This is a genomic window from Mesorhizobium sp. M1A.F.Ca.IN.022.06.1.1, from assembly GCF_003952605.1.
Classification (GTDB): Bacteria; Pseudomonadota; Alphaproteobacteria; order Rhizobiales; family Rhizobiaceae; genus Mesorhizobium.
Window position 1 is genome coordinate 1,145,436 of record NZ_CP034455.1, and the last position, 23,946, is coordinate 1,169,381.

At 63.9% G+C, this 23,946-nt stretch carries 22 protein-coding genes and 1 pseudogene; 17 read left to right on the forward strand and 6 right to left on the reverse strand.

What is annotated here, in order from left to right; all coding sequences use genetic code 11:
• From EJ078_RS05780 to EJ078_RS30165, 4 genes and pseudogenes are all read left to right on the forward strand, one after another.
• Complete coding sequence (locus EJ078_RS05780) at window positions 1-1,428, forward strand: HlyD family type I secretion periplasmic adaptor subunit (RefSeq protein WP_127246252.1); 1,428 nt, start codon at window positions 1-3, stop codon at window positions 1,426-1,428.
• 132 nt (window positions 1,429-1,560) lie between these two features.
• Entirely contained in the window at window positions 1,561-2,211 is a 651-nt protein-coding gene (locus EJ078_RS05785) for a TetR/AcrR family transcriptional regulator (protein WP_067321049.1), read from the forward strand.
• 57 nt (window positions 2,212-2,268) lie between these two features.
• A pseudogene (locus EJ078_RS30160) lies at window positions 2,269-2,873 on the forward strand (acyl-CoA dehydrogenase family protein); the annotation flags it as partial.
• An 18-nt stretch (window positions 2,874-2,891) separates the two neighbouring features.
• Entirely contained in the window at window positions 2,892-3,431 is a 540-nt protein-coding gene (locus EJ078_RS30165; RefSeq protein ID WP_348627314.1) for an acyl-CoA dehydrogenase family protein, read from the forward strand.
• A gap of 17 nt (window positions 3,432-3,448) precedes the next feature.
• On the opposite strand, the gene EJ078_RS05795 is transcribed toward EJ078_RS30165, so the two are convergent.
• A complete protein-coding gene (locus tag EJ078_RS05795) occupies window positions 3,449-3,841 on the reverse strand; it encodes a hypothetical protein (protein ID WP_127216774.1) in 393 nt (130 codons plus the stop codon).
• Window positions 3,842-4,085: 244 nt separating this feature from the next.
• Here EJ078_RS05795 and EJ078_RS05800 point away from each other — a divergent pair, with 244 nt between their 5' ends.
• From EJ078_RS05800 to EJ078_RS05815, 4 genes are all read left to right on the forward strand, one after another.
• Complete coding sequence (locus EJ078_RS05800; RefSeq protein ID WP_067321039.1) at window positions 4,086-5,693, forward strand: carboxyl transferase domain-containing protein; 1,608 nt, start codon at window positions 4,086-4,088, stop codon at window positions 5,691-5,693.
• Window positions 5,694-5,695: 2 nt separating this feature from the next.
• Complete coding sequence (locus EJ078_RS05805) at window positions 5,696-6,226, forward strand: O-acetyl-ADP-ribose deacetylase (RefSeq protein ID WP_127216773.1); 531 nt, start codon at window positions 5,696-5,698, stop codon at window positions 6,224-6,226.
• A 120-nt stretch (window positions 6,227-6,346) separates the two neighbouring features.
• A complete protein-coding gene (locus EJ078_RS05810) occupies window positions 6,347-6,721 on the forward strand; it encodes a hypothetical protein (protein WP_164747538.1) in 375 nt (124 codons plus the stop codon).
• Window positions 6,722-6,770: 49 nt separating this feature from the next.
• Complete coding sequence (locus tag EJ078_RS05815; protein ID WP_127403697.1) at window positions 6,771-8,732, forward strand: acetyl/propionyl/methylcrotonyl-CoA carboxylase subunit alpha; 1,962 nt, start codon at window positions 6,771-6,773, stop codon at window positions 8,730-8,732.
• Window positions 8,733-8,894: 162 nt separating this feature from the next.
• On the opposite strand, the gene EJ078_RS05820 is transcribed toward EJ078_RS05815, so the two are convergent.
• Window positions 8,895-10,016, reverse strand: a complete 1,122-nt coding sequence (locus EJ078_RS05820) for an ABC transporter substrate-binding protein (protein ID WP_067321025.1) — start codon at window positions 10,014-10,016, stop codon at window positions 8,895-8,897.
• A gap of 376 nt (window positions 10,017-10,392) precedes the next feature.
• Window positions 10,393-10,659, reverse strand: coding sequence for a sel1 repeat family protein (locus tag EJ078_RS05825; protein ID WP_066997543.1), 267 nt, complete (start codon window positions 10,657-10,659; stop codon window positions 10,393-10,395).
• 435 nt (window positions 10,660-11,094) lie between these two features.
• Here EJ078_RS05825 and EJ078_RS05830 point away from each other — a divergent pair, with 435 nt between their 5' ends.
• The 5 genes from EJ078_RS05830 to EJ078_RS05850 all read left to right on the forward strand — a co-directional run bounded on the left by EJ078_RS05830 (window position 11,095) and on the right by EJ078_RS05850 (window position 14,760).
• Window positions 11,095-11,436, forward strand: coding sequence for a DUF2147 domain-containing protein (locus EJ078_RS05830; protein WP_127217155.1), 342 nt, complete (start codon window positions 11,095-11,097; stop codon window positions 11,434-11,436).
• A gap of 207 nt (window positions 11,437-11,643) precedes the next feature.
• Window positions 11,644-11,796 carry a hypothetical protein gene (locus EJ078_RS05835; protein ID WP_164747131.1) on the forward strand — a complete coding sequence of 51 codons (153 nt, stop codon included), beginning with the start codon at window positions 11,644-11,646 and terminating at the stop codon, window positions 11,794-11,796.
• 32 nt (window positions 11,797-11,828) lie between these two features.
• On the forward strand, window positions 11,829-12,023 hold the full coding sequence (locus EJ078_RS05840) for a hypothetical protein (RefSeq protein ID WP_067321018.1): 195 nt from the start codon (window positions 11,829-11,831) through the stop codon (window positions 12,021-12,023).
• Between the two features lie 127 nt (window positions 12,024-12,150).
• On the forward strand, window positions 12,151-13,611 hold the full coding sequence (locus EJ078_RS05845) for an AMP nucleosidase (RefSeq protein WP_245459120.1): 1,461 nt from the start codon (window positions 12,151-12,153) through the stop codon (window positions 13,609-13,611).
• Between the two features lie 138 nt (window positions 13,612-13,749).
• Entirely contained in the window at window positions 13,750-14,760 is a 1,011-nt protein-coding gene (locus tag EJ078_RS05850; protein WP_127403762.1) for an endonuclease/exonuclease/phosphatase family protein, read from the forward strand.
• A gap of 44 nt (window positions 14,761-14,804) precedes the next feature.
• Here EJ078_RS05850 and EJ078_RS05855 read toward each other — a convergent pair whose 3' ends face one another.
• On the reverse strand, window positions 14,805-15,398 hold the full coding sequence (locus EJ078_RS05855) for a DUF922 domain-containing protein (RefSeq protein WP_127215812.1): 594 nt from the start codon (window positions 15,396-15,398) through the stop codon (window positions 14,805-14,807).
• A 168-nt stretch (window positions 15,399-15,566) separates the two neighbouring features.
• Window positions 15,567-17,246, reverse strand: coding sequence for an electron transfer flavoprotein-ubiquinone oxidoreductase (locus EJ078_RS05860; protein WP_095823701.1), 1,680 nt, complete (start codon window positions 17,244-17,246; stop codon window positions 15,567-15,569).
• Window positions 17,247-17,497: 251 nt separating this feature from the next.
• Between EJ078_RS05860 and EJ078_RS05865 the strand changes: the two genes are divergently transcribed.
• From EJ078_RS05865 to EJ078_RS05875, 3 genes are all read left to right on the forward strand, one after another.
• The gene (locus tag EJ078_RS05865) at window positions 17,498-18,136 is read left to right on the forward strand and encodes a hypothetical protein (RefSeq protein WP_067321008.1); all 639 of its coding nucleotides are present in this window, start codon (window positions 17,498-17,500) and stop codon (window positions 18,134-18,136) included.
• A gap of 68 nt (window positions 18,137-18,204) precedes the next feature.
• On the forward strand, window positions 18,205-19,128 hold the full coding sequence (locus EJ078_RS05870; RefSeq protein WP_095823702.1) for a uracil-DNA glycosylase: 924 nt from the start codon (window positions 18,205-18,207) through the stop codon (window positions 19,126-19,128).
• 91 nt (window positions 19,129-19,219) lie between these two features.
• Entirely contained in the window at window positions 19,220-20,032 is an 813-nt protein-coding gene (locus EJ078_RS05875; protein WP_095800144.1) for a helix-turn-helix transcriptional regulator, read from the forward strand.
• Between the two features lie 2 nt (window positions 20,033-20,034).
• On the opposite strand, the gene EJ078_RS05880 is transcribed toward EJ078_RS05875, so the two are convergent.
• Window positions 20,035-20,982, reverse strand: a complete 948-nt coding sequence (locus EJ078_RS05880) for a DMT family transporter (RefSeq protein ID WP_127215813.1) — start codon at window positions 20,980-20,982, stop codon at window positions 20,035-20,037.
• A gap of 152 nt (window positions 20,983-21,134) precedes the next feature.
• Here EJ078_RS05880 and pepN point away from each other — a divergent pair, with 152 nt between their 5' ends.
• A complete protein-coding gene (gene pepN / locus EJ078_RS05885; protein WP_127403760.1) occupies window positions 21,135-23,780 on the forward strand; it encodes an aminopeptidase N in 2,646 nt (881 codons plus the stop codon).
• The last annotated feature ends 166 nt before the right edge of the window (window positions 23,781-23,946 follow it).

Below are 23,946 nucleotides of genomic sequence, written 5' to 3' on the forward strand. Positions count from 1 at the left end.
ATGAGGTCGGCAACTCCCGATTTCAAAGCCGATGCGTTGCGCGTGGTGCGCGACATCGTATTGTCCGCCAGGGCGCGCGCGATCGCGCTGCTCGACCGCGGTTCGAAGCCGATCGAAGGTGCTTCGCCCCAGCAGCAGCGCTTGCGTCAGGCCATTCGCAGGAACGTCCGGGCGGGAGCAATCGCAGCGGCGCTGCTTGTCGGCGGGCTCGGCCTTTGGGCGGCATCAAGCAGTCTTGCCGGAGCCGTGGTCGCAGGCGGCCATCTGGTCGTCGGCTCGAACGTGAAGTCCGTCCAGCATCCGCAAGGCGGCGTCGTCGGCGCTCTCAACGTGCAGAACGGCAGCACGGTCGAGGCGGGCGATGTCCTGGTGCGGCTGGACGACACGGTGGCGCGTGCCAATCTCGCCATCGTCGACAACGGTCTCGACGAGCTCTCTGCCCGCCGCGCCCGGCTGATTGCCGAACGCGACGGCGCCCAGGCGGTGCTCTATCCCGAGCAGCTGTCGGGAAACGCGCATGCCCCTCAGATCGGTCATCTCATCGACGGCGAGAACAGGCTGTTCGCGCTGCGGCGGCAGGCGCGCGAGGGCAAGATTTCACAGCTACGCGAGCGCATCGTGCAGTTCCGTCAGGAGATCGCGGGTATCGAGGCCCAGCTCAGGAGCAAGCAGCAGGAGATATCCCTCACCAAGATCGAGCTCGAGGGCATGCGGGACCTCTGGAAAAAGAAGCTGGTGCCGATCTCGCGTCTGGCCGATCGCGAACGCGCCGAGGCAAGGCTCGACGGCGAAAACGGGCAGTTGATCGCCGCCGCCGCGCAGACGCGAGGGCGCATCAGCGAGATGGAACTGGCGATCATCCAGATCGATCAGGACCTGCGCAGCGAAGTGGCGGGCGAACTGAGGGAGATCGACGGCAAGATGAGCGAACTGCGCGAGCGTCAGATCGCGGCCGAGCAAACGCTGAAGCAGATCGATATCCGCGCCCCGCAATCGGGCCGGGTGCATCAGCTGGCCGTGCACACGATCGGCGGCGTGATCGCGCCCGGCGAGGCGATCATGCAGATCGTGCCGAGCGCCGACGCGCTGGTGGTCGAGGCGCGCGTCGCGCCGCAGGACATCGACCAGGTGCGCATCGGACAGAACGCCACGCTTCGCCTTTCGGCCTTCAGCCAGCAGATCACGCCGGAAGTCGAGGGCCAGGTTGACCGTATCTCGCCCGACCTCATCGAGGACCAGAAAGCCGGGGTCGCCTATTACGCGGTGCGCATCGTGCTGACGCAAAGCAGCCTCAAACAGGCGGGATCGCTGGAACTGAAGCCGGGAATGCCGGCGGAGGTGTTCCTGAGAACCGGCGACCGCACAGTTCTTTCCTATCTGCTTAAGCCCCTGACCGATCAGGCGAGCCGCGCTTTCCGCGGCGACTAAGTCGCTCCGCTCTACAGATCCAGCCGAGGCTTGCGTCAGACCGATGGCAGGCCATTGCCCTTCGGCCTGAACACCTTCGCTTGCTTGAATTAATTGGACGTTCGTTTTATTATCTGCTTCGCAGAGGCAAACATGGCACGCACCACGGGCTCAGATGGCGAAAAAACCGAGGCGGCCGTTCGCGAGGCGGCGGTCGGGCTGATCGCGCGGCTCGGCTATGAGGCGATGTCGATGCGCCAGCTGGCGACCGAAGTCGGCGTGCAGGCCGCCGCGCTCTATCGCTATTTTCCCACCAAGGAGGATCTGCTGTTCACGCTGATGCGCGAGCATATGGAAGGCCTGCTCAAGGCCTGGGATGACGCGCGCCCGGCAGCGGCCGATCCGGCGGCGCGGCTCGCCGCCTATGTCGAGAACCACATTGCCTTCCATATCGAGCGGCGCCGCGCCACCCATGTCTCCAACATGGAATTGCGCAGCCTCTCGCATGAGCGGCTGACGCAGATCCTCAAGATGCGCACGGCCTATGAGAAGGAATTGCGCGCGATCCTGCGCGACGGCGCCGACGCCGGCATCTTCGAGATCGACGATGTCGGCCTGACCGCCATGGCGCTGATCCAGATGATGACCGGCGTCATCGTCTGGTTCCGTCCGGGCGAGCGGCTGTCGATCTCTGAAGTCACCACGACATATCTTTCGATGACAAGGCGGCTCGTCGGCGCGAAGATCGGCGCCGGCAGCGCAACGCGTCCCGTCCGACGCGCAAAGGAGGCCGCGGCACTTTGATTTCGCGCATTATCCTTATCGAAGTCGATTTCGGGGTCATGCGCCGGGAGGAACGCCATGTACACCAATACGCTGAACTTCGGGCTTGATGCCGACATCGAGGCGTTGCGCAATACCGTAAGGCGCTTCGCACAAGACAGGATCGCGCCAATCGCGGCCGATATCGACCGCTCCAACGAATTCCCGGCACATCTGTGGGGGAGCTCGGCGAGCTCGGCCTGCTCGGCATCACCGCCGATCCCGAGTTCGGCGGCAGCGGTATGGGCTATCTCGCGCATGTCGTGGCGATGGAGGAGATTTCCCGCGCATCCGCCTCGGTCGGCCTCTCCTACGGCGCGCATTCCAATCTCTGCGTCAACCAGATCAACCGCTGGGCAACGCCGGCACAGAAGGAGAAATACCTCCCTGCGCTCTGCTCGGGCGAAAAGGTCGGCGCGCTGGCGATGTCGGAATCCGGATCAGGCTCGGACGTCGTGTCGCTGCGGCTGCGCGCCGAAAAGCGCAACGACCGCTATGTGCTCAACGGTTCGAAAATGTGGATCACCAACGGACCCGATGCCGAGACCTTGGTGGTCTATGCCAAGACCGATCCGGAGCGCAATTCGCGCGGCATCACCGCCTTCATCATCGAAAAAACCTTTGCCGGGTTTTCGGTGGCCCAAAAACTGGACAAGCTCGGCATGCGCGGCTCGAACACCGGCGAGCTCGTCTTCGAGAATGTCGAGGTGCCGTTCGAGAATGTGCTGCATGAGGAATGGCGCGGCGTCGAGGTGCTGATGTCGGGCCTCGACTATGAGCGCGCCGTGCTCTCCGGCGGGCCGATCGGGCTGATGGCGGCCTGCCTCGACGTGGCGGTGCCTTACGTGCATGAGCGCAAGCAGTTCGGCCAGCCGATCGGCAGTTTTCAGCTGGTGCAGGGCAAGCTTGCCGACATGTATTCGACGATGAACGCGGCGCGCGCCTATGTCTACGCCGTGGCCGGTGCCTGCGACCGCGGCGAGACCACGCGCAAGGACGCCGCCGGCTGCGTGCTCTTCGCGGCCGAAAAGGCGACGCAGATGGCGCTCGATGCCATCCAGCTGCTCGGCGGCAACGGCTATATCAACGATTATCCGACCGGGCGGCTTCTGCGCGACGCCAAGCTCTACGAGATCGGCGCCGGCACCAGCGAGATCCGCCGCTGGCTGATCGGCCGCGAGATCATGGCGGAGGGAGTGTGATGTCTCCCTCCGTCACCTCAGCAGAACGCCTTGGGCAGGTCGTCGGTCGGCTTGGCGACGATCTGATGCTCATCGCGCCACAGAACCTCACGCTGGCGCCGGGACGTGATCGAGCGCACAGGCAAGCCGCCCTCCTCGATCAGCCAGGCGCAATAGCGCGCACGGCTGATGGCTTCCTTGGCGTTCGGGTGGAACCAGCAGACGCCCCAAATCGGCTCACGGCGCTTGAAATGCCGCCCAACCCGGCCAGGAATGGGCAAATGCCGATTGAACCAGTCGAACTGATCCTCCAGTTCGCCATGGATCCAGTCCGGGCAGCCATTCCGGTACAAGTACCAGGACGCATGGAAAAAGCCGCTCTCTACCCGGCTCTTCGGATGGATCAGCGGCGTTACAAACCGCACATACATAGTGACACCCACAGCGCTTGCAGGCGCCGTGTTCCTTTTGCTCGAATCCGGGACGTGGAAGGCCGCCCTTCAGCGGCGTCAGGCCATGGCCGAGGGGAGACATTTGGTGAAACGCATATCGATGCCTTTCATCGTCGCCTCCTGAGGTGTCATTCGTACAAAAGATGCCGCGCTGCGCACGCAGCATCCGGGTGCGGGCTGTTACACTGGTTGCGTTGCGGCATCAAGAGGTGTGAGGAATAACGTGGCCACACTCCAAACCCAAATCTCCCCCTCCTCGGAAAGCTTCCGCGCCAATGCCGAGCGCATGCGGGCGCTGGTCGACGATATCGCCGAGAAGGCGGCGGGCATCGAGCGCGGCGGCTCGGACGAGGCGCGCGAGCGCCACCAAAGCCGCGGCAAGCTGCTGCCGCGCGAAAGATTGGCGCAACTGCTCGACACCGGCTCGCCTTTTCTCGAGGTCGGCCAGTTCGCGGCATGGTCGATGTATGGCGAGGATATTCCGTCGGCCGGCATCATCACCGGCATCGGCCGTGTCGAAGGCCGGGAGGTGATGGTCGTCGTCAACGACGCGACGGTGAAAGGCGGCACCTATTATCCGGTGACGGTGAAGAAGCATCTGCGCGCGCAGGAGATCGCGCTGCAGAACAAGCTGCCTTGCGTCTACCTGGTCGACAGCGGCGGCGCCAACCTGCCCAACCAGGACGAGGTCTTCCCCGACCGTGAGCATTTCGGCCGCATCTTCTACAACCAGGCCAACATGTCGGCAGCCGGCATCCCGCAGATCGCTTGCGTCATGGGCTCCTGCACGGCGGGCGGGGCCTATGTGCCGGCGATGTCGGACGAAACGATCATGGTGCGCAACCAGGCGACCATTTTTCTTGGCGGCCCGCCGCTGGTGAAGGCTGCCACCGGCGAGGACGTCAGCGCCGAGGAGCTCGGCGGCGCCGAGGTCCACACCAGGCTTTCCGGCGTCGCCGACCACTATGCCATGGATGACGAGCACGCGCTGGCCATTTGCCGACGCATCGTCAAGAACCTGAATCGGAACAAGGCCGTAAGCCTGAACTTACAGAAACCAGTATCACCGCTTCACGATCCGCATGAACTCTACGGCATCGTGCCGACTGATTTGCGCCAGCCCTATGACGTTCGCGAGGTGATCGCGCGTCTGGTCGACGGTTCCGAGTTCGACGAGTTCAAGCAGAATTACGGCACCACCTTGGTCACCGGTTTTGCGCATCTGCACGGCATGCCGGTCGGCATCCTCGGCAACAATGGGGTGCTGTTCTCGGAAAGCGCGCTGAAGGGCGCGCATTTCATCGAGCTCTGCTGCCAGCGCGGCATTCCGCTGATCTTCCTGCAGAACATCACCGGCTTCATGGTCGGGCGAAAGTATGAGGCCGGCGGCATCGCCAAGGACGGCGCCAAGCTGGTCACGGCGGTCGCCACGGCACGCGTGCCGAAGCTTACGGTGATCATCGGCGGTTCGTTCGGCGCCGGCAATTACGGCATGTGCGGCCGCGCCTATTCGCCCCGCTTCCTGTGGATGTGGCCGAATGCGCGCATTTCGGTGATGGGCGGCGAGCAGGCGGCGACGGTGCTCGCCATGGTCAAGCGCGAGGGCATCGAGCGCAAGGGCGGTGAGTGGAGCGCCGAAGAGGAAGCGAAATTCAGGAAGCCGATCCTGATGAAATACGAGCATGAGGGTCACCCGCTCTATTCTTCGGCAAGGCTTTGGGACGACGGCATCATCGATCCGGCCAGGACGCGCGAGGTGCTGGCGCTCAGCCTCTCGGCGGCGCTCAATACCGGGGTCGAGGAAACGAAGTTCGGCGTGTTCAGGATGTGACGATGAGCGGCGTCAGCGATAGGATCCGCGTGCATACCGGCGACATCACCAGGCTTAAGGTCGATGCCATCGTCAATGCCGCCAATTCCTCGCTGCTCGGCGGCGGTGGTGTCGACGGCGCTATCCACCGCGCCGCCGGGCCGGAGCTGGTCGCCGAATGCCGCACGCTGAACGGCTGCAGGACCGGGGATGCCAAACTGACGAAAGGCTACCGGCTGCCGGCGCGCTATGTCATTCACACTGTCGGCCCGGTCTGGCACGGCGGGGGCGAGAGCGAGGCGGAGTTGCTCGCCTCCTGCTATCGGCGCTCGCTGGAGATTGCCACCGGTAAGGACTGTCGAACGATAGCATTTCCGGCGATCTCGACCGGCATCTACGGCTATCCGAAAGATCAGGCTACCGAAGTAGCCGTCGGCACGGTTGCTGTTTTTCTAGGCGAATACGCCATCCCCGAGACCGTCACTTTCTGCTGCTTCGACGATCTGACTGCCAGACTATACAGCTCAGCCGTTGCTGCGATTGGGGGAGCCTGAACTTTATGACAAAGACGTTCCACCCGTTCACGAGATCGAGATTCTTGAGTGACCATCTAGCGACGCCGGCAAATATTCGATATTGCTCATCCTGCATTGTCTCATGGGGATGGGGTAAAAATGACACGAGAATATCTGCGGAAAGCATCCGCGTCGATACTTGCAGGAATGCTTATATGCGCCTCGTGCGGCGCTGTCGTCGCCGGGTCGCTGGCTGGAAGCGAGGGGGACAAGCGCTTTCCACCCTACATCCCACGCAATCCCAAGGATCCGTGCAACAGGGCGTACAAGGCCTATCTGGCGGCGAGCGGCCATTCAGCCTACGCGACCACGCCTTATGCCCGGATCATGTCGTCTTATATCATCTGTGGTGGACACCTGAATGCGCCGTCCCAAAAGGTTGCGGAAGAGCTGGCGATGAAATCCTGCCTGGCCACGCGCGCGCACTACAAGGTGACTACGGGCGGCGCCTGCGAGATCGCCGCATCGAAGTAGGCCCGCGCCTGCCGAATTGGCGCTGCCCGTCGCAAACTCGGAAGGCTTCATGTTCGGCAAGATCCTGATCGCCAATCGCGGCGAGATCGCTTGCCGCGTCATCCGCACCGCGCGCAAGCTCGGCGTGCGAACAGTCGCCGTCTATTCGGAGGCCGACGCGCGAGCGCTGCATGTCGAGATGGCCGACGAGGCGGTGCATGTCGGCCCCTCGCCGGTCGGTGACAGCTATCTGCGCGGCGACAGGATCATTGCCGCGGCGCTTGCCACAGGCGCCGAGGCAATCCACCCCGGCTACGGCTTCCTGTCGGAGAACCCCGACTTCGTCGACCAGGTGACGGCGGCGGGCCTCATCTTCATCGGCCCGTCCGCCGCCTCGATCCGCGCCATGGGGCTGAAGGATGCCGCCAAGCGGTTGATGGAAAAGGCCGGCGTTCCGGTGGTGCCCGGCTATCACGGCGAAGCGCAGGAGATTGTGCTGCTTGCCACAAAAGCGCGCGAGATCGGCTACCCGGTGCTGATCAAGGCGCGCGCCGGCGGCGGCGGCAAGGGCATGCGGCGCGTCGACCATCCGGACGACTTCTCCGAGGCGCTGTCCGGAGCGCGGCGCGAGGCCAAGGCTGCCTTCGGCGACGACCGCGTTCTGGTCGAAAAATATGTCGACAAGCCGCGACACATCGAAGTCCAGGTGTTCGGCGACAATTTCGGCAATGTCGTGCATCTTTTCGAGCGCGACTGCTCGGCGCAGCGCCGCCACCAGAAGGTGATCGAGGAGGCGCCCGCCCCCGGCATGACGCTGGCGCTGCGCAAGGCGATGACGGAAGCGGCGGTGAAGGCCGCCAAGGCAATCAGCTATTCGGGCGCCGGCACGATCGAATTCATCGTCGATGCTTCCGAGGCCCTCAAAGCCGACCGCTTCTGGTTCATGGAGATGAACACACGGCTGCAGGTCGAGCATCCCGTCACCGAGATGGTCACCGGCGTCGATCTGGTCGAATGGCAGCTTCGTGTCGCCGCCGGCGAAAAACTGCCGAAGGCGCAGAACGAGATCGCCCTTGCCGGACATGCTTTCGAGGCGCGCATCTACGCCGAGGACGCGGCCAAGGGATTCCTGCCGGCGACGGGCACGCTTTATCATCTCAAATTCCCCGACACGCCGCCGGAGGATGCCGCCATGCGCATCGAGACCGGCGTGCGGGCCGGCGATGCGATCTCGCCCTTCTACGATCCGATGATCGCCAAGCTGGTGGTGCACGCTAGGGACAGAACCACCGCGCTTGGCGCGCTGCGCAAGGCGCTGGCCCGAACCGAAGTTGCCGGCTCGACGGTCAACACCGCCTTCCTTGCAGCACTCGCCGCCGACGCCGATTTCGCGGCGGGCGATATCGACACCGGCCTGATCGGCCGGCATCAGGATGCTCTCGTCGCTGTTCCCCCGCCAAGCGATGAAGCGATCGCCGCGGCGGCGCTGGCAGCGACCGACGCAAGCACGGCGGGTCCGGCCGCCGATCCGTGGTCCTCGCTCGCCGGCTATGCGCATTTCCATACGCTGGCGCGCCGCACCCGGTTGCGTTACGGCGAGGAGAACATCCTGGCCCGGGTATCGGCGCGGCCTGACGGCCGCTTCCAGGTGGCGCTGGAGGCGCCGCATGACGCGATCAACGCGCACGACCTCAGGAGCATGCCGCGCAGCGCGCGCTGGCCGGGCCATGTCACGGTGTTCGAAGGAGCGGTCGGATATACATTCACGGTGCCGGATCCGCTGGCCAAGGCGGATGAGGCCGCGGCCGCGTCGGACAGCCTGCGCGCGCCGATGCCGGGATTGGTCAAGCTGGTGCGCGCGGCAGCGGGCGATACCGTTATCAAGGGCCAGCCGCTCCTAATCCTCGAAGCGATGAAGATGGAGCACACGATCGCCGCACCCCATGATGGGGTGATTGCCGAGATCGCGGCCGAAGGCGCGCAAGTGAGCGACGGCACGGTGCTGGTGCGGTTCGAGGACGCACGGGGCTGAGCTGCCGGTCGCCTTGGATCGGCAACGGGACAAACTGGCTGGGGCGGCAGGACTCCAGGGGGGCGCCGTAGAGCGCCGAACTGGTCTCCAAATCAGTGCCAAGGCACATACGAAAACGGCCGGGACAAATCCCGGCCATTTCCAATCGATCTGCAGAACGAATTACGGCTTGATCGGCGCGTATTTGCCGTCGTGCCACTGGTTGATGTCGTAGCTGGCGTTCTTCAGGTCGCCCTTCTCGTCGAAGATCACGTCGCCGACCACGGTGCTGATCGGCTTGCCGTCCTTCAGCGCCTCGGCGACCTTGGCCGGGTCGTCGGTGCCGGCGCGCTTGACGCCTTCGGCCACCGCCTGGATCACTGCATAGGAGAACAGCGTGAAACCTTCCGGTGTGAAGCCGCCTTGCTTGATCTTGGCCACGGCCTCCTTCGCTTCCGGCTTCGACTGCGGATCCGAGGGGAAGACGAACATTGTGCCTTCACCGGCCGGGCCGGCGATCTGCCAGAATTCCGGCGAGGCGATCGAGTCCGGCATGATCAGCTGGAACTTGACGTTCTGCTCCGCTGCCTGGCGCAGGATCAAGCCGGCCTCCGGATGGTAGCCGCCGAAATAGACGACGTCGGCCTTGAGCTCTTTCAGCTTGGTGACCAAAGCCGAATAGTCCTTCTCGCCGGCATTGATGCCTTCATAGTCGACCTCCTTGAGGCCGCCGGCATTCATGGTCGCCTTGACAGCATCGGCAACGCCCTGACCGTAGGCGCTCTTGTCGTGCAGGACGACGACGTTCTTGCCGGCATATTTCTTGGCGATCCATGGACCGATGAAAGCGCCCTGCGCATCGTCACGCGTGTAGAGGCGCATGATCGTCGGCCAGCCGGCCTTGGCCGCGGCGTCGGTCAGTTCCGGATTCGACGAGGCCGGGCTCATCATCAGGGTGCCGGCTTCGGCGTAGACGGCGGAAGCGGGAATGCTCGAGCCCGAGCAGGCATGGCCGTCGACGAACTTGACGCCGTTGGCAACGATACGGTTGGCGACCGACACGGCCTGCTTCGGATCGCATTGGTCGTCCTGGATGTCGATCTTGATCTTGTTGCCGTTGACACCTCCGGCGGCATTGATGGCATCCGCCGCGGCCTGCGCGCCCTGCTTGAACTGGTCGCCGATGTTGGCGAGCTGCCCGGTCATCGGGCCGACCACCGAAATCGTGATGTCGTCGGCGAAGGCAACCGATGCGCTCATCGTCAGGCCCAATGCGGCCGCGCTCAAAATACCCAATCTTTTCATGACAATAGAACTCCTCCACTTGCGCGCGGCCGTTCCGGCCACGCTTCTTCCAGAGAGCCGGGACAATTTCACCCTTCGCCGGAACTGTCGAGAGCACAATGTATCGGGATTTGGTTCATTCCGACGGGGAGTTCTTGGGCCAAGCCGCCGTTCCCATACAGGCGGAGACTGCGCAAATGCAAAAGCCGCGCCGGCCTTGTCCCGGCCGGTCGCGGCTTTTGCAGTCGAGCTTCCCGGCGCCCCGCGCGCCTGAACCCCGCTTCCCTGTGTTGTCGCACGGCTTGAGTTCGTTGACCTGCCGCGTTCTTGGTCTGGTTAACCGGCCGTCTTTTTGCGGCCTTGTCCCTTAAGAGCTTCCGGCCCTTACCCCGCAAAATCAGTGCATCGTCATCCATTCGCGCGCTTCGCGCAGCGCCTTGGCGATCTCGGCCTTCGACATCGATGCCGACAATTCCGAGCGCAGCTCGGCGGCGCGGAGCGATCCCTTGATCGCGGCGATGTTGAACCATTTGTGGGCGGCAATGACGTCGGTCTCGCAATCGCGGCCGGTCGCATACATCATGCCCAGTTCGAAAAGAATGTCGGCCTGGGCAGTTGCCCCCATGGCGCCGAAGCCGGCTTCAAGCATTTCAAAGCGTGCCATTTCAATCCCCTGTCTGCTCCCGAGAGCTGCCTCCTTCTGTCCCTGGAATTCCCCTGGGCGGGCCGCTCTTTCGATGCTTTCGAGGATGACGGCTCGCCTTGAATCCGTCGTTAAATGGCTTGCTTAATTTGAAGAAAACAAAGGTAAAACAAGAGGTAAACGCGAAGAACCGTTAAGCATAGGAATCCAGCAATTCAGCCGATCTGCGCCAAATTCGTCGAAAATTTGAGGCGCGGGAATCAAGACTTCGCTAACCACGGAAACCGAAGCCTTTTTCGCCATCCGTTCATTTCCAGCGACCGACGCGGCCGAAATCCTTACAAGCTTCCGTCGCGGCACCGCTTTCGTTTTGGCGATGGCTGGATTAGCTTTACGTTTGCGTAAGGGACAGAGAGGCGGAACGAGGCCCGCCGGAACCCTAAAGGGAGGACAAGCATGTTTCGAAAAGTCAGCCTAGCCCTGGCGGCCACCTTGATGATGGCAGGCGCCGCGTCGGCCGACCCGATCGAGGGCAATTGGAAGACGCAGGCCGGATCGACAGCGGCGATCGCCGGCGGCGGGGCGTTTTCCATCACGCTCAAGTCCGGCAAATATGCCGGCAAGACGATCGGCTCCTTCAAGGCGACCGGCGACAACAAGTACACCGGCACAATAACAGACCCGGAAACCGACAAGACCTATTCCGGCAAGGCGACGCTTTCCGGCACCTCGCTAAAGATGAGCGGCTGCGTTCTGGGCGGACTGATCTGCAAGACCCAGACCTGGCACAAGCTCTGACAGTCGAACGGATGACGATGCAAAAACGGGGCCCGGCGCCCCGTTTTCTTTTTGAGCGCCGTTTCTGAGCGCAGCGCTGGACAAGGCACTTCGCAGGCCTTCGGCCGGTCATGACCCCATCAGCCAATTTGAACCGCAGATGAATATCGGTCTCAGAACCGGTTCAGAGGCGTTCGGGCATTCTCCTCGCCATTGAAGGAGAGACCAATGCTTGTCCGCCGCTTCACCATCGTCTGCCTGCTGATGAGCCTGTTCGGCATGTTCTTCGCCATCCTCGTGGCCGAAGCCGGCCGTCCGGCGCGCTCACCGCGAATGGCCGATACCTGCCGGCTGGACTGCATGAACCATTTCGGCCGCTGAAACGACCAATACTCGAAACCGGAACGACCACCATGAACCGCATCGCTGCCTCCACCCTCAAAGCTCTTCGGCTCCTGCCGCGGGCGATGCTCATCCTGATGGTGCTTGCCGCTCCTGTGCTGGCGGTGCCGATGATGCGCGCCGACGCCGGTTCGGTCATCGAGGCGCCAACGCCGAAGAAGGCAGGCATCGGCTTCGTGCTGCTGGTCAGCCTGCAGCGTGGCTGACACGGCCAGAGAAAAATACTCCGCAAGGCGGGCTTCGCGCCCACCTCCCCCTCCCAAGCGCTCTTCCAAATCCCTATATTGGGCCATGGAAAAGCGAATCTACCCCCAAGCCATCGAATCGGTCGTCATGCCGGAGCCTTTCGGCAGGCAGAGTTTTGACGACGCCAAGAAGGCGGTCGCGGCGCTGGAGGCGCTCTACGACCGCAACACCAAATTCCTGCGCGATTCCTTCGCCAAGCTCGCCGCCGGCGGCGACGAGAGCAGGCGCTACCGGGCCTTCTATCCGCAGATCGGCGTCACCACCACCTCGTTCACGCAGATCGACTCGCGCCAGGCCTACGGCCATATGCCGACGCCCGGGCATTTTGCCACCACCATCACCCAGCCAAAGCTGTTCGAGAACTATCTCGTCGAGCAGCTTCGGCTCATCATGCGCAATCACGGCGTCCAGGTCACGGTGTCGGAATCGACGACGCCGATCCCGCTGCATTTCGCCTTCCTGGAGGGCACCTATGTCGATGTCACGGCTGCCGAGCGGATCAGGCGGCCGATCCGCGACCTGTTCGACGTGCCGGATCTCGACGGCACGGACGACCAGATCGCCAACGGCACTTTCGAGGTGGCGTTCGGCGAGCCGAGGCCGCTGGCGCCGTTCACGGCCCAGCGCATCGACTATTCGCTGCACCGCATGACGCACTACACGGCGACCAGCCCGCAGCATTTCCAGAATTTCGTGCTGTTCACCAATTACCAGTTTTACATCGACGAGTTCGTGGCGCGGGCCCGCGAGCTGATGGAGAGCGGCGGCGGCGGTTACAGCGAATTCGTCGAGCCGGGCAACCTCGTGACTCAGGCCGGGGCCGGCGCGGCGAGCGAAGGCACCCCGCCACAGCGCCTGCCGCAAATGCCGGCCTACCACCTGAAGAAGTCGGGCCATGGCGGCATCACCATGGTCAATATCGGCGTCGGCCCGTCCAACGCCAAGACCATCACCGACCATATCGCGGTGCTTCGGCCACATGCCTGGGTGATGCTCGGCCACTGCGCCGGCCTGCGCAATACGCAGGCACTGGGCGACTATGTGCTGGCCCATGCTTATGTGCGCGAGGATCATGTGCTCGACGACGACCTGCCGGTCTGGGTGCCGATCCCGCCGCTGGCCGAGATCCAGGTGGCGCTGCAGGAAGCGGTCGCCGAGGTAACGGGACTTTCCGGCTACGATCTCAAGCGCATTATGCGCACCGGCACCGTCGCCACCATCGACAACCGCAACTGGGAACTGCGTGACCAGCGCGGACCGGTGCAGCGCCTTTCGCAGTCGCGCGCCATTGCGCTCGACATGGAATCGGCGACGATCGCCGCCAACGGCTTCCGCTTCCGCGTGCCCTACGGCACGCTGCTGTGCGTCTCCGACAAGCCTTTGCATGGCGAACTGAAACTGCCCGGCATGGCGACGGAATTCTACAAGCGGCAGGTGGCGCAGCACCTCACCATCGGCATCAGGGCGATGGAGAAGCTGGCCGAAATGCCGATGGAGCGGCTGCATTCGCGCAAGTTGAGAAGCTTCTCCGAGACTGCTTTCCAGTAGCCGAGGCAACTCATCGTCTTGCCCGGGCCGCAATTTTGCCGATAAGCAGGCCTGAGCGAGACTATGTCGCTGCAAAAAGATGCCGGCGACATTCGGCAGAACACGACTGACATGACAACAGGCGGCGCGCGCTCAAACATGACGGCTGGGGTGGCATTCCTGGCGATGACGGCACTCACGGCCGCGCTGCTGGCCGGATTCCTCGGCGCGCTGCATCCAGCCCTCGATTCGTTCTCGCATTTTCGTATTCATCTGAGCGTGCTCACGGCACTGCTGGCGGTGGCGCTGCTTGCCAGTTCCTACCGGCTGCAGGCGGCAGCAGCGCTGCTCTTCGCCCTCGCCTGCCTCGCCACGACGGCCAGCGCGCTGCCCAGGTTGTGGCCGCAGCAGGCGGTCGCCAAACCTGCCGACCGTATCGTCTACAGCCTGCTGCAGATCAATCTTCGCTTCGACAATCCGACGCCCAAGAAGGTGCTGTCGCTGATCGGCCGCACCAACCCTGATGTGATCACCCTCGACGAGCTGTCGGGAATGTGGACTAGAGAGCTCGGCTATATCACCGGCGCCTATCCGTACCGCATCCTCTGCCCCTACCCCAATGGCGTGTTCGGCGTCGCGCTGCTCTCGCGGCGGCCTTTTGCCCCGGGCACGGCGCCGCATTGCGAGCCGCGCGGCGCGATGGCTACCGCCACGATCGATTTCGGCGGCACCGGCGTCGATGTCGCGGCAATCCATTTGAGCTGGCCGTGGCCGCGCGAGCAGTACTGGCAGATCGGCGAGCTGGCGGAGCCGCTTGCCGCGCTCGGCGAAACCGCCATCATGGCCGGCGACTGCAACGCCGCGCCGTGGAGCGCTGCGGTGCGTCGTGTCGCCTCGCTCGGCGGACTGAGCGTGATGCCGTCGGCCGGGCCGACCTGGATCCATCGGAAGCTGCCGGATTTCATCCGGCGCTTCGCCGGCCTGCCGATCGACCAGGTGTTCAGCAAAGGGGCCGTGACGATCCATTCGGCGACGCGGCTGGAAGACGCCGGCTCCGACCACTTGCCGGTGCTGATCGAGTTCTCGTTGCGGTCCGACGGCCGACAGCCCGAGCACGAGCATCAGTCGGCGCTGGCGGCAAACGCACAACTTGGCAACACGGGCGGTTAGCGTCGCATTGCTTCCCGCCGCATCGCCGGTTTCTGCTTGTGCCGCTAAGGCCTGATCAAAGCAGCGACGAGGTGCTCGACATGACCGCCTTCGCGGTGCTCGCGGGCATCGAAGGCATTTTGCCTGGCCTCGTATTCGGCATAGACGGCCTGGATGCGCCGGCGCGCCTCGCTGCGCGCCTTGTAGCAATAGGGGTCGTTAGCGACCCTAAGACCGGTGATCGAGCGATCGGTGACGCGCATCATTTCCCGGGCAATGCGGCCATGGGTTCCCTCGTGGGCGCGCACGCCGGCGAAGAACCGGTTCCAGCGCTTCTTCAATGCAGGCGTGGCTGGCGACGCCAAGCGGGGGAAAGTGTAGAAGAGACTGAGCGTTCCGTTTGCCTGCCGTATCCGGCACGAGCCCTTGTCCTGGATAACCCCAAGCTCCCAGTCGGCCGTATAGGCGGTCTGGGCGATGGCATGCGTCATGAAGCCGTGCTTGGGACCCCTGCTGCCCATCGCCTCGATGAGCGCCGCGCCCGAATTGCCGGCAATGTCATAGGTGCGCGTCTGGACCAGCACCCTGGTGCCGGCCCAAGCCTGCGGCGCGCAGAGCGCGCCGAGAGCGACAAGGCATGTCAGAACCGCCATGCGCATAACCGTCTCCTCCCTATCCTTAGGGAAAGGGAACACAAGCAGGCAGCGGATTCAACAGCCTTGAGGTTGCGCCGTCGCAACCGGTATTGCTCGTAGGTGCCGCCTGTTACCCGGCTCTCGCCAGCCGCAGGATGGCGGCTGGCGAGCCGGCGCGGCCAGACGTGGGGCTCACATGCCTTGGTAGACCGGCCCCTCTCCGCCTTGCGGGGGCACCCAATTGATGTTCCGGTTCGGGTCCTTGATGTCGCAAGTCTTGCAGTGGACGCAGTTCTGCGCGTTGATGACGAAGCGCACGTCCTTGGCGGACGGGTCGGCAGCGGCATTGCCGTCCTTGTCCACCCACTCATAGACGCCGGCCGGGCAGTAGCGGGTCGATGGCCCGGCGAACACGTCGTGCTCGGAACGCTGCTGCAGCGCCATGTCGCCGACGATGAGGTGCACGGGCTCATTTTCCTCATGGTTGGTGTTGGACAAAAACACCGAGGAGAGCCGGTCGAAGGTCAAGACGCCATCCGCCTTCGGATAAGCGATTTTCTGGTGCTTGGAGGCGGGCTCGAGCGTCGCATAGTCGGCCTTGCCGTGCTTCAGCGTGCCGAAGGGCGAGAAGCCGAACAGCGTGTTCAGCCACATGTCGAGACCACCGATGCCGACACCGACGATGGTGCCGAAGCGCGACCACAGCGGCTTGACGTTGCGCACCTTCTTCAGGTCCCTGCCGATGTCGCTGCCGCGCCAGGCGTCTTCATAGGAGGCGAGCTCGTCATTGGCCCGGCCGGCGGCAATGGCGTCCGCGACATGCTCGGCCGCCAGCATGCCCGACAGCACCGCATTGTGCGAGCCCTTGATGCGGGGCACGTTGACGAAGCCGGCCGCGCAGCCCATCAGCACGCCGCCCGGGAATGAAAGCTTCGGCACCGATTGCCAGCCGCCCTCGGTAATGGCGCGCGCGCCATAGCCGATCCGCTTGGCGCCCTCGAAGGTGCCTCTGATCGCCGGATGAGTCTTGAAGCGCTGGAATTCCTCGAAGGGCGAGAGCCAGGGGTTCTTATAGTTCAGATGGACGACGAAGCCGACCGCCACCTGGTTGTCTTCGAGATGGTAGAGGAAGGAGCCGCCGCCGGTTTTCATGTCGAGCGGCCAGCCGAAGGAGTGCTGCACCAGCCCCGGCTTGTGGTTCTCAGGCTTGACCTGCCAGAGTTCCTTGAGACCGATGCCGAACTTGGCGGGCTCGCGGCCGTCGGCAAGCTGGTATTTGTCGATCAGTTGCTTGGCCAAAGAGCCGCGCGCGCCCTCGCCGATCAGCACGTATTTGCCCATCAGCGCCATGCCGGGGGCGTAGGCCGGGCCATGCGTGCCGTCCTTCTCGACGCCCATGTCGCCAGTGATCACGCCGGTCACGGCGCCGGCTTCGTTGTAGACAAGGCTCGCCGCGGCAAAGCCCGGATAAATCTCGACGCCGAGCGCCTCGGCCTTGGTCGCCAGCCAGCGGCAGACATTGCCGAGCGAGACGATGTAGTTGCCGTGATTGTTCATCAGCGGCGGCATCAGGAAGTTGGGCAGGCGGAAGGACCCGGCGGGGCCGAGCACCAGAAAATGATCGTCGGTGACAGGCGTCTTGAAAGGGTGCCCTTCCTCCTCGCGCCAGCCCGGCAAAAGGCGGTCGATGCCGATCGGGTCGACGACGGCGCCGGACAGGATATGGGCGCCGACCTCGCCGCCTTTTTCCAGCACGACGACGGAAAGGTCGGGGTTGAGCTGCTTCAGACGGATCGCCGCGGCAAGGCCGGCCGGACCGGCGCCGACGATGACCACGTCGAATTCCATGCTCTCGCGTTCGATTTCGCTCATCTGCCCCTCGCTGGCTTGCCCTATTCTCGCATTTTGCTGGCTCACGCGCTGCATAGCGCATCAATTCGCGACGCGAAACCGGCGCTGACGTGACAAAGCCGATTTCGACAAAAAGTCGCGGTGTTCCATACGAAACGGCCATCGGACAGGCGACGGCGAAGCATAGGCCAGGGCCATGCATCTGGAAGGCCAGGCCTGTCCGGCACGTTTTTAATTGTTCGACGGCTTGCTTATCGGCAATACTTGGCCCCATGCGCACTCCCGAGCCAATCGGCTTTTCATTGAAGCGCTTACTCTTCACGCTCGGCGTGCTCTGCCGCGCGGTTCTTCCGCTCCTCTTTTCGCTCGGCGCCGCCCAGGCCGATCCGCAAAAAGTCTGGGCGGCCGGCGCCTACTCCTTTTCCGACGAGCTCGGCGGCTTCCGCATCACCGGCGCTTCCGGAATTGGCACCAAGGATGACCCGCTGGTCATCACCGAGGAGCTGAATTCGGCGACGCCAGTGACGCTGACCATCCGCGCGATCCGGCCGATCGAAGCCTTCGGCAGGGCCGGCAACGTGGCCAATGGGGTTATGTACATGCGCATCGACGTGCTCAACAATAGCTCCCTGCCCTGGGTCGAGTTCCAGTTCGAGCTGCAGGAAATCCTCGACCAGCCGAGCGTGTTCGGCGACGGTCTCTCCTTCGACCAGCGCAACAAGAATCCCGACAACATCGTCTCGAGCAACTTCGCCGATTTCGACCGCCAGTTCGAACCCTATGACCGGCTCTTGTTCAAGAACGGCAAGGTCGACCCGCTGAAGACGGCGACGTTCGAGTTCCTGATCACCGACTACACGCCGCGCTGGACATTCTTCCTGGTGCAGGATCCGCGCATACCGACGGGCTGACAGACATTGCGCTGAATGGCGAATTCCCGGCGGTTGCAAATCTTTGCCGCGCGGACGATGGTGGCGCCATGACTGCCGCCTCCCCCAACAACCCGATCGATATCGCAGAGCTGCTGGCCTTCTATGCCAGCGCCGGCGTTGACGAGGCGCTGGAAGACACACCTGTCAACCGCTTCGCCGAGGCCAAGCCGAAGCAAGCCGAGCGCGCGCCGGCGCAGGCCGCAACCGCGCGTGAAAGCATGCCCCTGGAGCGGCCGGCATCGGAGCCCGGATTGGAGGCAGGCCGGGCGGCGGAACGGCCGGCGGCATCGACGGGACTTGACGCAAGCCAAGTGCCCGATGCGCCGCGGCGCCCGACGCTCACCACCGCCACGGTCCCCGACGAGGGGCAGATCAAGCTCGCGCGGCAGCTGGCGGCGAGCGCCTCGACGCTTGACGAACTGCGCCAGCAGATGGCGGCGTTCGACGGCTGCAATCTCAAATTCACCGCCAAGAACCTGGTCTTCGCCGACGGCAACCCGAATGCCGACCTGATGCTCGTCGGCGAGGCGCCGGGCCGCGACGAGGACCTCGAAGGGCTGCCCTTCGTCGGCCGCTCCGGACGGCTGCTCGACAGCATGCTGGCAGCGATCGGCCTCGACCGGACATCGGCCTATATTGCCAACGTCATCCCGTGGCGCCCGCCGGGCAACCGAACGCCGACGCCGCACGAGACCGAGATCTGCCGCCCGTTCATCGAAAGGCAGATCGAGCTGGTCAATCCGAAGGTGCTGGTCAATCTCGGCGGCCCTTCCGCCAAGACGCTGCTCAACACGACCGAGGGCATCCTGCGCCTGCGCGGCAATTGGCGCGTCCACACCACCCAGTCGGGCATTGCCATTCCAGCGATGCCGACGCTGCATCCGGCGTATCTGCTTCGCACGCCTGCACACAAGAAGCTGGCGTGGCGGGATTTTCTCGAGGTGAAGGCGAAACTGAGGGCGTTGGGGTGAAGCACCTCCCCTTCTCCCACAACAAGGGAGAAGGGGAGCGATAACCTCTAAGGTAATTGAATTACTCCCCTCGCCGGCCTACTCATCCCCCATGACAACACCCGACGTCTCCGCCGGCAGCCTCATTCGTGAGTGGCGCACGCGCCGGCGCATGAGCCAGCTCGACCTCGCCATGGAAGCCGATATCTCGCAGCGGCATCTCTCCTTCGTCGAAAGCGGCCGCGCCCAGCCTTCGCGCGAGATGGTGCTGCATCTGGCCGAGCAGCTTGCCATTCCTCTACGCCAGCGCAACCAGCTTTTGCTCGCGGCCGGCTTCGCGCCGAGCTTCAGCGAAAGGCCGCTGACCGATACGACGCTGGCGCCGGCGATGGCTGCGGTCGAGACGGTGCTCAAGGGCCACGAGCCCTTCCCGGCGCTGGCGGTCGACCGGCACTGGAACCTCGTTTGCGCCAACGCGGCGATCGGCCCGTTCCTGGCCGACGTCTCGGAGCCGTGGCTGCTCAAGCCGCCGGTCAATGTGCTGAGGCTCAGCCTGCATCCCGGTGGCGTCGCGCCGCGCATCGTCAACCTCGCGGAATGGCGCGCGCATCTGCTCGAGCGCCTCAAGCACCAGAACGACGCCACCGGCGACTCCATGCTGATCGAGTTGGAGAAGGAATTGCGCGGCTATCCGTCCGGGCTGAGGAGCAGCCGGCCGGCGCCGGTCGAGCCAAGCGGCATCGTCCATCCGCTCAGGCTCGCGCATGGCGATCAGGTGCTGTCCTTCATCAGCACGATCACCGTCTTCGGTACGCCGCTCGACGTGACGCTGTCGGAGCTGGCGATCGAATCCTTCTTCCCCGCCGACGACCAGACGCGGACCGTGCTGGTGCGGCTGGCGAAGGAGCGGACGGCCGCTTCGTAGGCTTACCCCTGCGGCGGCGTCGCCCTTCGGGTTCGCGTGCGCTCGAGGCCAAGTTGCCTTTCGCGCCAGATGATGAAGATGCCGGCGGCAACCACAATCACGCCGCCGATCAGCGTGTTGAGCGACGTCACATCGCCGAACACAAGATAGCCGATGACGACGCCGAGAATCATCGAGCTATATTCGAAAGGCGCCACGACCGAAGCCTCGGCGTGGCGGTAGGCGGCCGTCATCAGGATCTGACCGAGCCCGCCGCAGAAGCCGGCCATGACAAGCAGCGCGGCTTGCATCGGCGTCAGCATCTGCCAGCCGAAAGGCAGGGTGAGCAGCGCCAGCACGCTCGCCGTCGAGGAAAACCACAGCACGATGGTCGCCGTCTTCTCGGTCTGCACGAGATTGCGTACCAGAAGCATGGCGACGGCCGAGATCGCCGCGGCGATCAGCGCCGCCATGACGCCAAGCACCTCCTGGTCGTCGAGCGCCTCGTCGGAATGCAACAGCGTCAGTTCCGGCCAGGAAACGATCAACACGCCGACGAGGCCGAAGGCGACCGCGCTCCAGCGATAGACGCGGATCGTCTCGCCCAGGAAGATCGAAGAGAACACCACGACCAGCAGCGGCTGGGCATAATTCAGCGTGATCGCTTCGGGAAGTGGCAACCTGGTCAGCGCGAAGAAGCCGAGCCCCATAGCGCCGACGCCGACGACGCCGCGCGCGATGTGGTTGAACGGCCGTTTCGTGGTGAATGCGGTGGCGAGCTGGCCCTTGAAGGCCAGAAAGGCGATGATCGGCAAGATGGCAAAGAAGGAGCGGAAGAAGACGATCTGTCCGGCGGGCACGGCGCCGGCCGCCTTGATACAGGTCTGCATGCCGACAAAGACCGCCACGGAGACAATCTTCAGCGCAATGCCGCGCAGCATATTGTGGCCGACGGCATGATCGACGGTCATCTTGCCTCGTGACGATGGTCGGAAAACGAAGCCCAGAAATAGACCTTGGCGCAGTTTTGTCGAGTGACCGTTTGGTGTAAAGAGCGCGGACTTTAGAATTCCCTCACCAGCAAAGCCTACTGCCCACCCGAATTGATAGGAAAAACGACGGAATGCGCACAGATACCGGCCATGTCTTCAAGCTCGAAGACTACCGCCCCAGCGACTATCTCATTCCGCGGACCAGCCTCGATTTCCGTCTGTCTCCGGATGCCACCCGCGTCACTGCCGTGCTCACCGTCGAGCGACGCCAGGGGGTCGCCGCTTCTACGCAGCTGGCACTCGACGGCGACGGGCTGAAGCTGCTCAGCGTTGCCATCGACGGGCAGGTACTCCCGGAAGCCGACTATCAGGCTACGCCCGACCAGCTGATCATTCCGACGCCGCCGGCGGCACGGCGCTTCGAGCTTCGTCTCGAGACCGAGATCGCGCCGTCCAGCAACGAGGCGCTGATGGGCCTTTATCGCTCCAACAATGTCTATTGCACCCAATGCGAGGCGGAGGGGTTTCGCCGCATTACCTATTTCCTCGATCGTCCAGACGTCCTCTCGGTCTACACCGTGCGCATCGAGGCGCCGCACAACGAGGCGCCGCTGCTGCTGTCCAACGGCAACCCCGTAGAAAGCAGGGCGCTCGCGGATGGCCGGCACTATGCCGTCTGGCACGACCCCTTCCCGAAGCCTTCCTATCTCTTTGCGCTGGTGGCTGGCGCGCTCGGCAAGGTCGCGGGAAGCTTCACCACCCTATCCGGCCGCAAGGTCGAGCTCGGCATCTATGTCGAGCCCGGCAAGGAGCGGCTCGCCGGCTACGCGATGGATGCGCTGAAGCGCTCGATGAAATGGGACGAGGAGGTCTTCGGCCGCGAATACGACCTCGACGTCTTCAACATCGTCGCCGTGTCAGACTTCAACATGGGCGCCATGGAGAACAAGGGCCTCAACATCTTCAACGACAAATATGTGCTGGCCGACGAGGAGACGGCGACCGATGCCGATTTCGCCAATATCGAGGCGATCATCGCGCATGAATATTTCCACAATTGGACAGGCAACAGAATCACTTGCCGCGACTGGTTCCAGCTCTGCCTGAAGGAAGGGCTGACGGTTTACCGCGACCACGAATTCTCGGCCGACCAGCGCTCGCGCGCGGTAAAGCGCATCGCCGAGGTGCGCACGCTGCGCGCGCATCAGTTCCCCGAGGACCAGGGACCATTGGCGCATCCGGTCAGGCCGCGCCGCTACCGCGAGATCAACAACTTCTACACGGCAACAGTCTACGAGAAGGGCTCGGAAGTGGTGCGCATGATCCGCACCATCCTCGGAGCGGAAACCTTCCGAGCCGGTATGGACCTCTATTTCGAGCGGCATGACGGCGAAGCGGCGACGATCGAGGACTTCCTCAAAGTGTTCGAGGACGTCTCGGGCCGAGACCTCGGGCAGTTCGCGCTCTGGTACCATCAGGCCGGCACACCGAACCTGACGGTGAGTTCCTCCTACAATGCGGCGGCCAAGGCATTCACGCTGGAGATCGAACAGTCGGTGCCGCCGACGCCGTCGGAAAGCCGCAAGCGACTGATGCATATTCCCCTCGCCTTCGGCCTGGTCGGCGCCGGCGGCAAGCCTGTCGCCTGGACAGCCGTCGATGGCGCCACCGTCGAGGACGGCATCATCCATGTCCGAAAGCGGCGGCACACGGTGCGCTTCTCGGGGGTTTCGGAGCGGCCTTCGGTGTCGCTCAACCGCGGCTTCTCGGCGCCGATCACGCTCTCGGTGCAGCAGAAGGCCGACGACCAGTTCTTCCTGGCCAGCCATGACAGCGATCCTTTCTCGCGCTGGCAGGCCTTCAACACGCTGCTCACCGACGCGCTCATAGCGGCGTTCCGCCAGCTGCTGGGCGGCAAAGAGTCGGCCTTCGACGCAAAGCTCGCCGAGCTTGCCGGAAGCATTGCCCGCGACGAGACGCTGGAGCCGGCCTACCGGGCGCTGGCTCTGTCGCTGCCCGGCGAGGCCGATATTGCGCGCGACATCGGCCAGGGCATCGATCCCGACGCCATTTTCGTCGCCCGCGAGGCGCTGGCGCGGACGATTGCCATGGCGAATCGCGAGATCTTCTCGGCCCTTTACGCCAGCCTGGCCGACAACGGTCCGTTCACGCCCGACTCGGCAAGCGCTGGGCGCCGCGCGCTGCGCAACATCCTGCTCGATTACCTGTCGCTCCTGCCCGATGGCGCGGCGCTTGCCGCGCGGCATTTCAACGCCGCCACCAACATGACCGACCGCGCCGCGGCGCTGACCGTGCTGGCGCACCGTCATGCCGGCTCCGCGCAAGCGGAGGCGGCACTGTCGGCCTTCGAGATGAGATACCGCGGCGATGCGCTGGTGCTCGACAAATGGTTCCAGATCCAGGCCGGAGTGCCGGGACCGCTGACCGTCGAAAACGTGCGCGCGCTGATGCAGCACCCTGCCTTCTCGATCGCAAATCCGAACCGGGTGCGCTCGCTGATCGGCACCTTCTCCAGCGCCAACCAGACCGGCTTCCATCTTTCCGGCGGCCAAGGCTACCGCTTCTTCGCCGAGACCGTGCTGGAGGTCGAGAAGCGCAACCCGCAAGTGGCAGCACGGCTGGCGACGGCGCTCAGGTCCTGGCGCTCGCTGGAACCGGTCCGGCAGAACAAGGCAAGGCAGGCACTGCTGCAGATCGCGAACGCCGACAACCTGTCGGCCGACTTGCGCGACATCGTGGAGCGGACGCTGGTGTGATTAGCAAATCTCCCCCCTCGTGGGGGAGATCAGCAGTTTCGACGAATTTCAATCAACTTTTAATCTTTTTTGGCCGCGCCTCTGGACAAGGCGAATCACCTTTGATTCCTTATTGACGATTCGGACGTGCGGCGTAGCCGGATCGTCAAGTATGCGGCAAATCGGG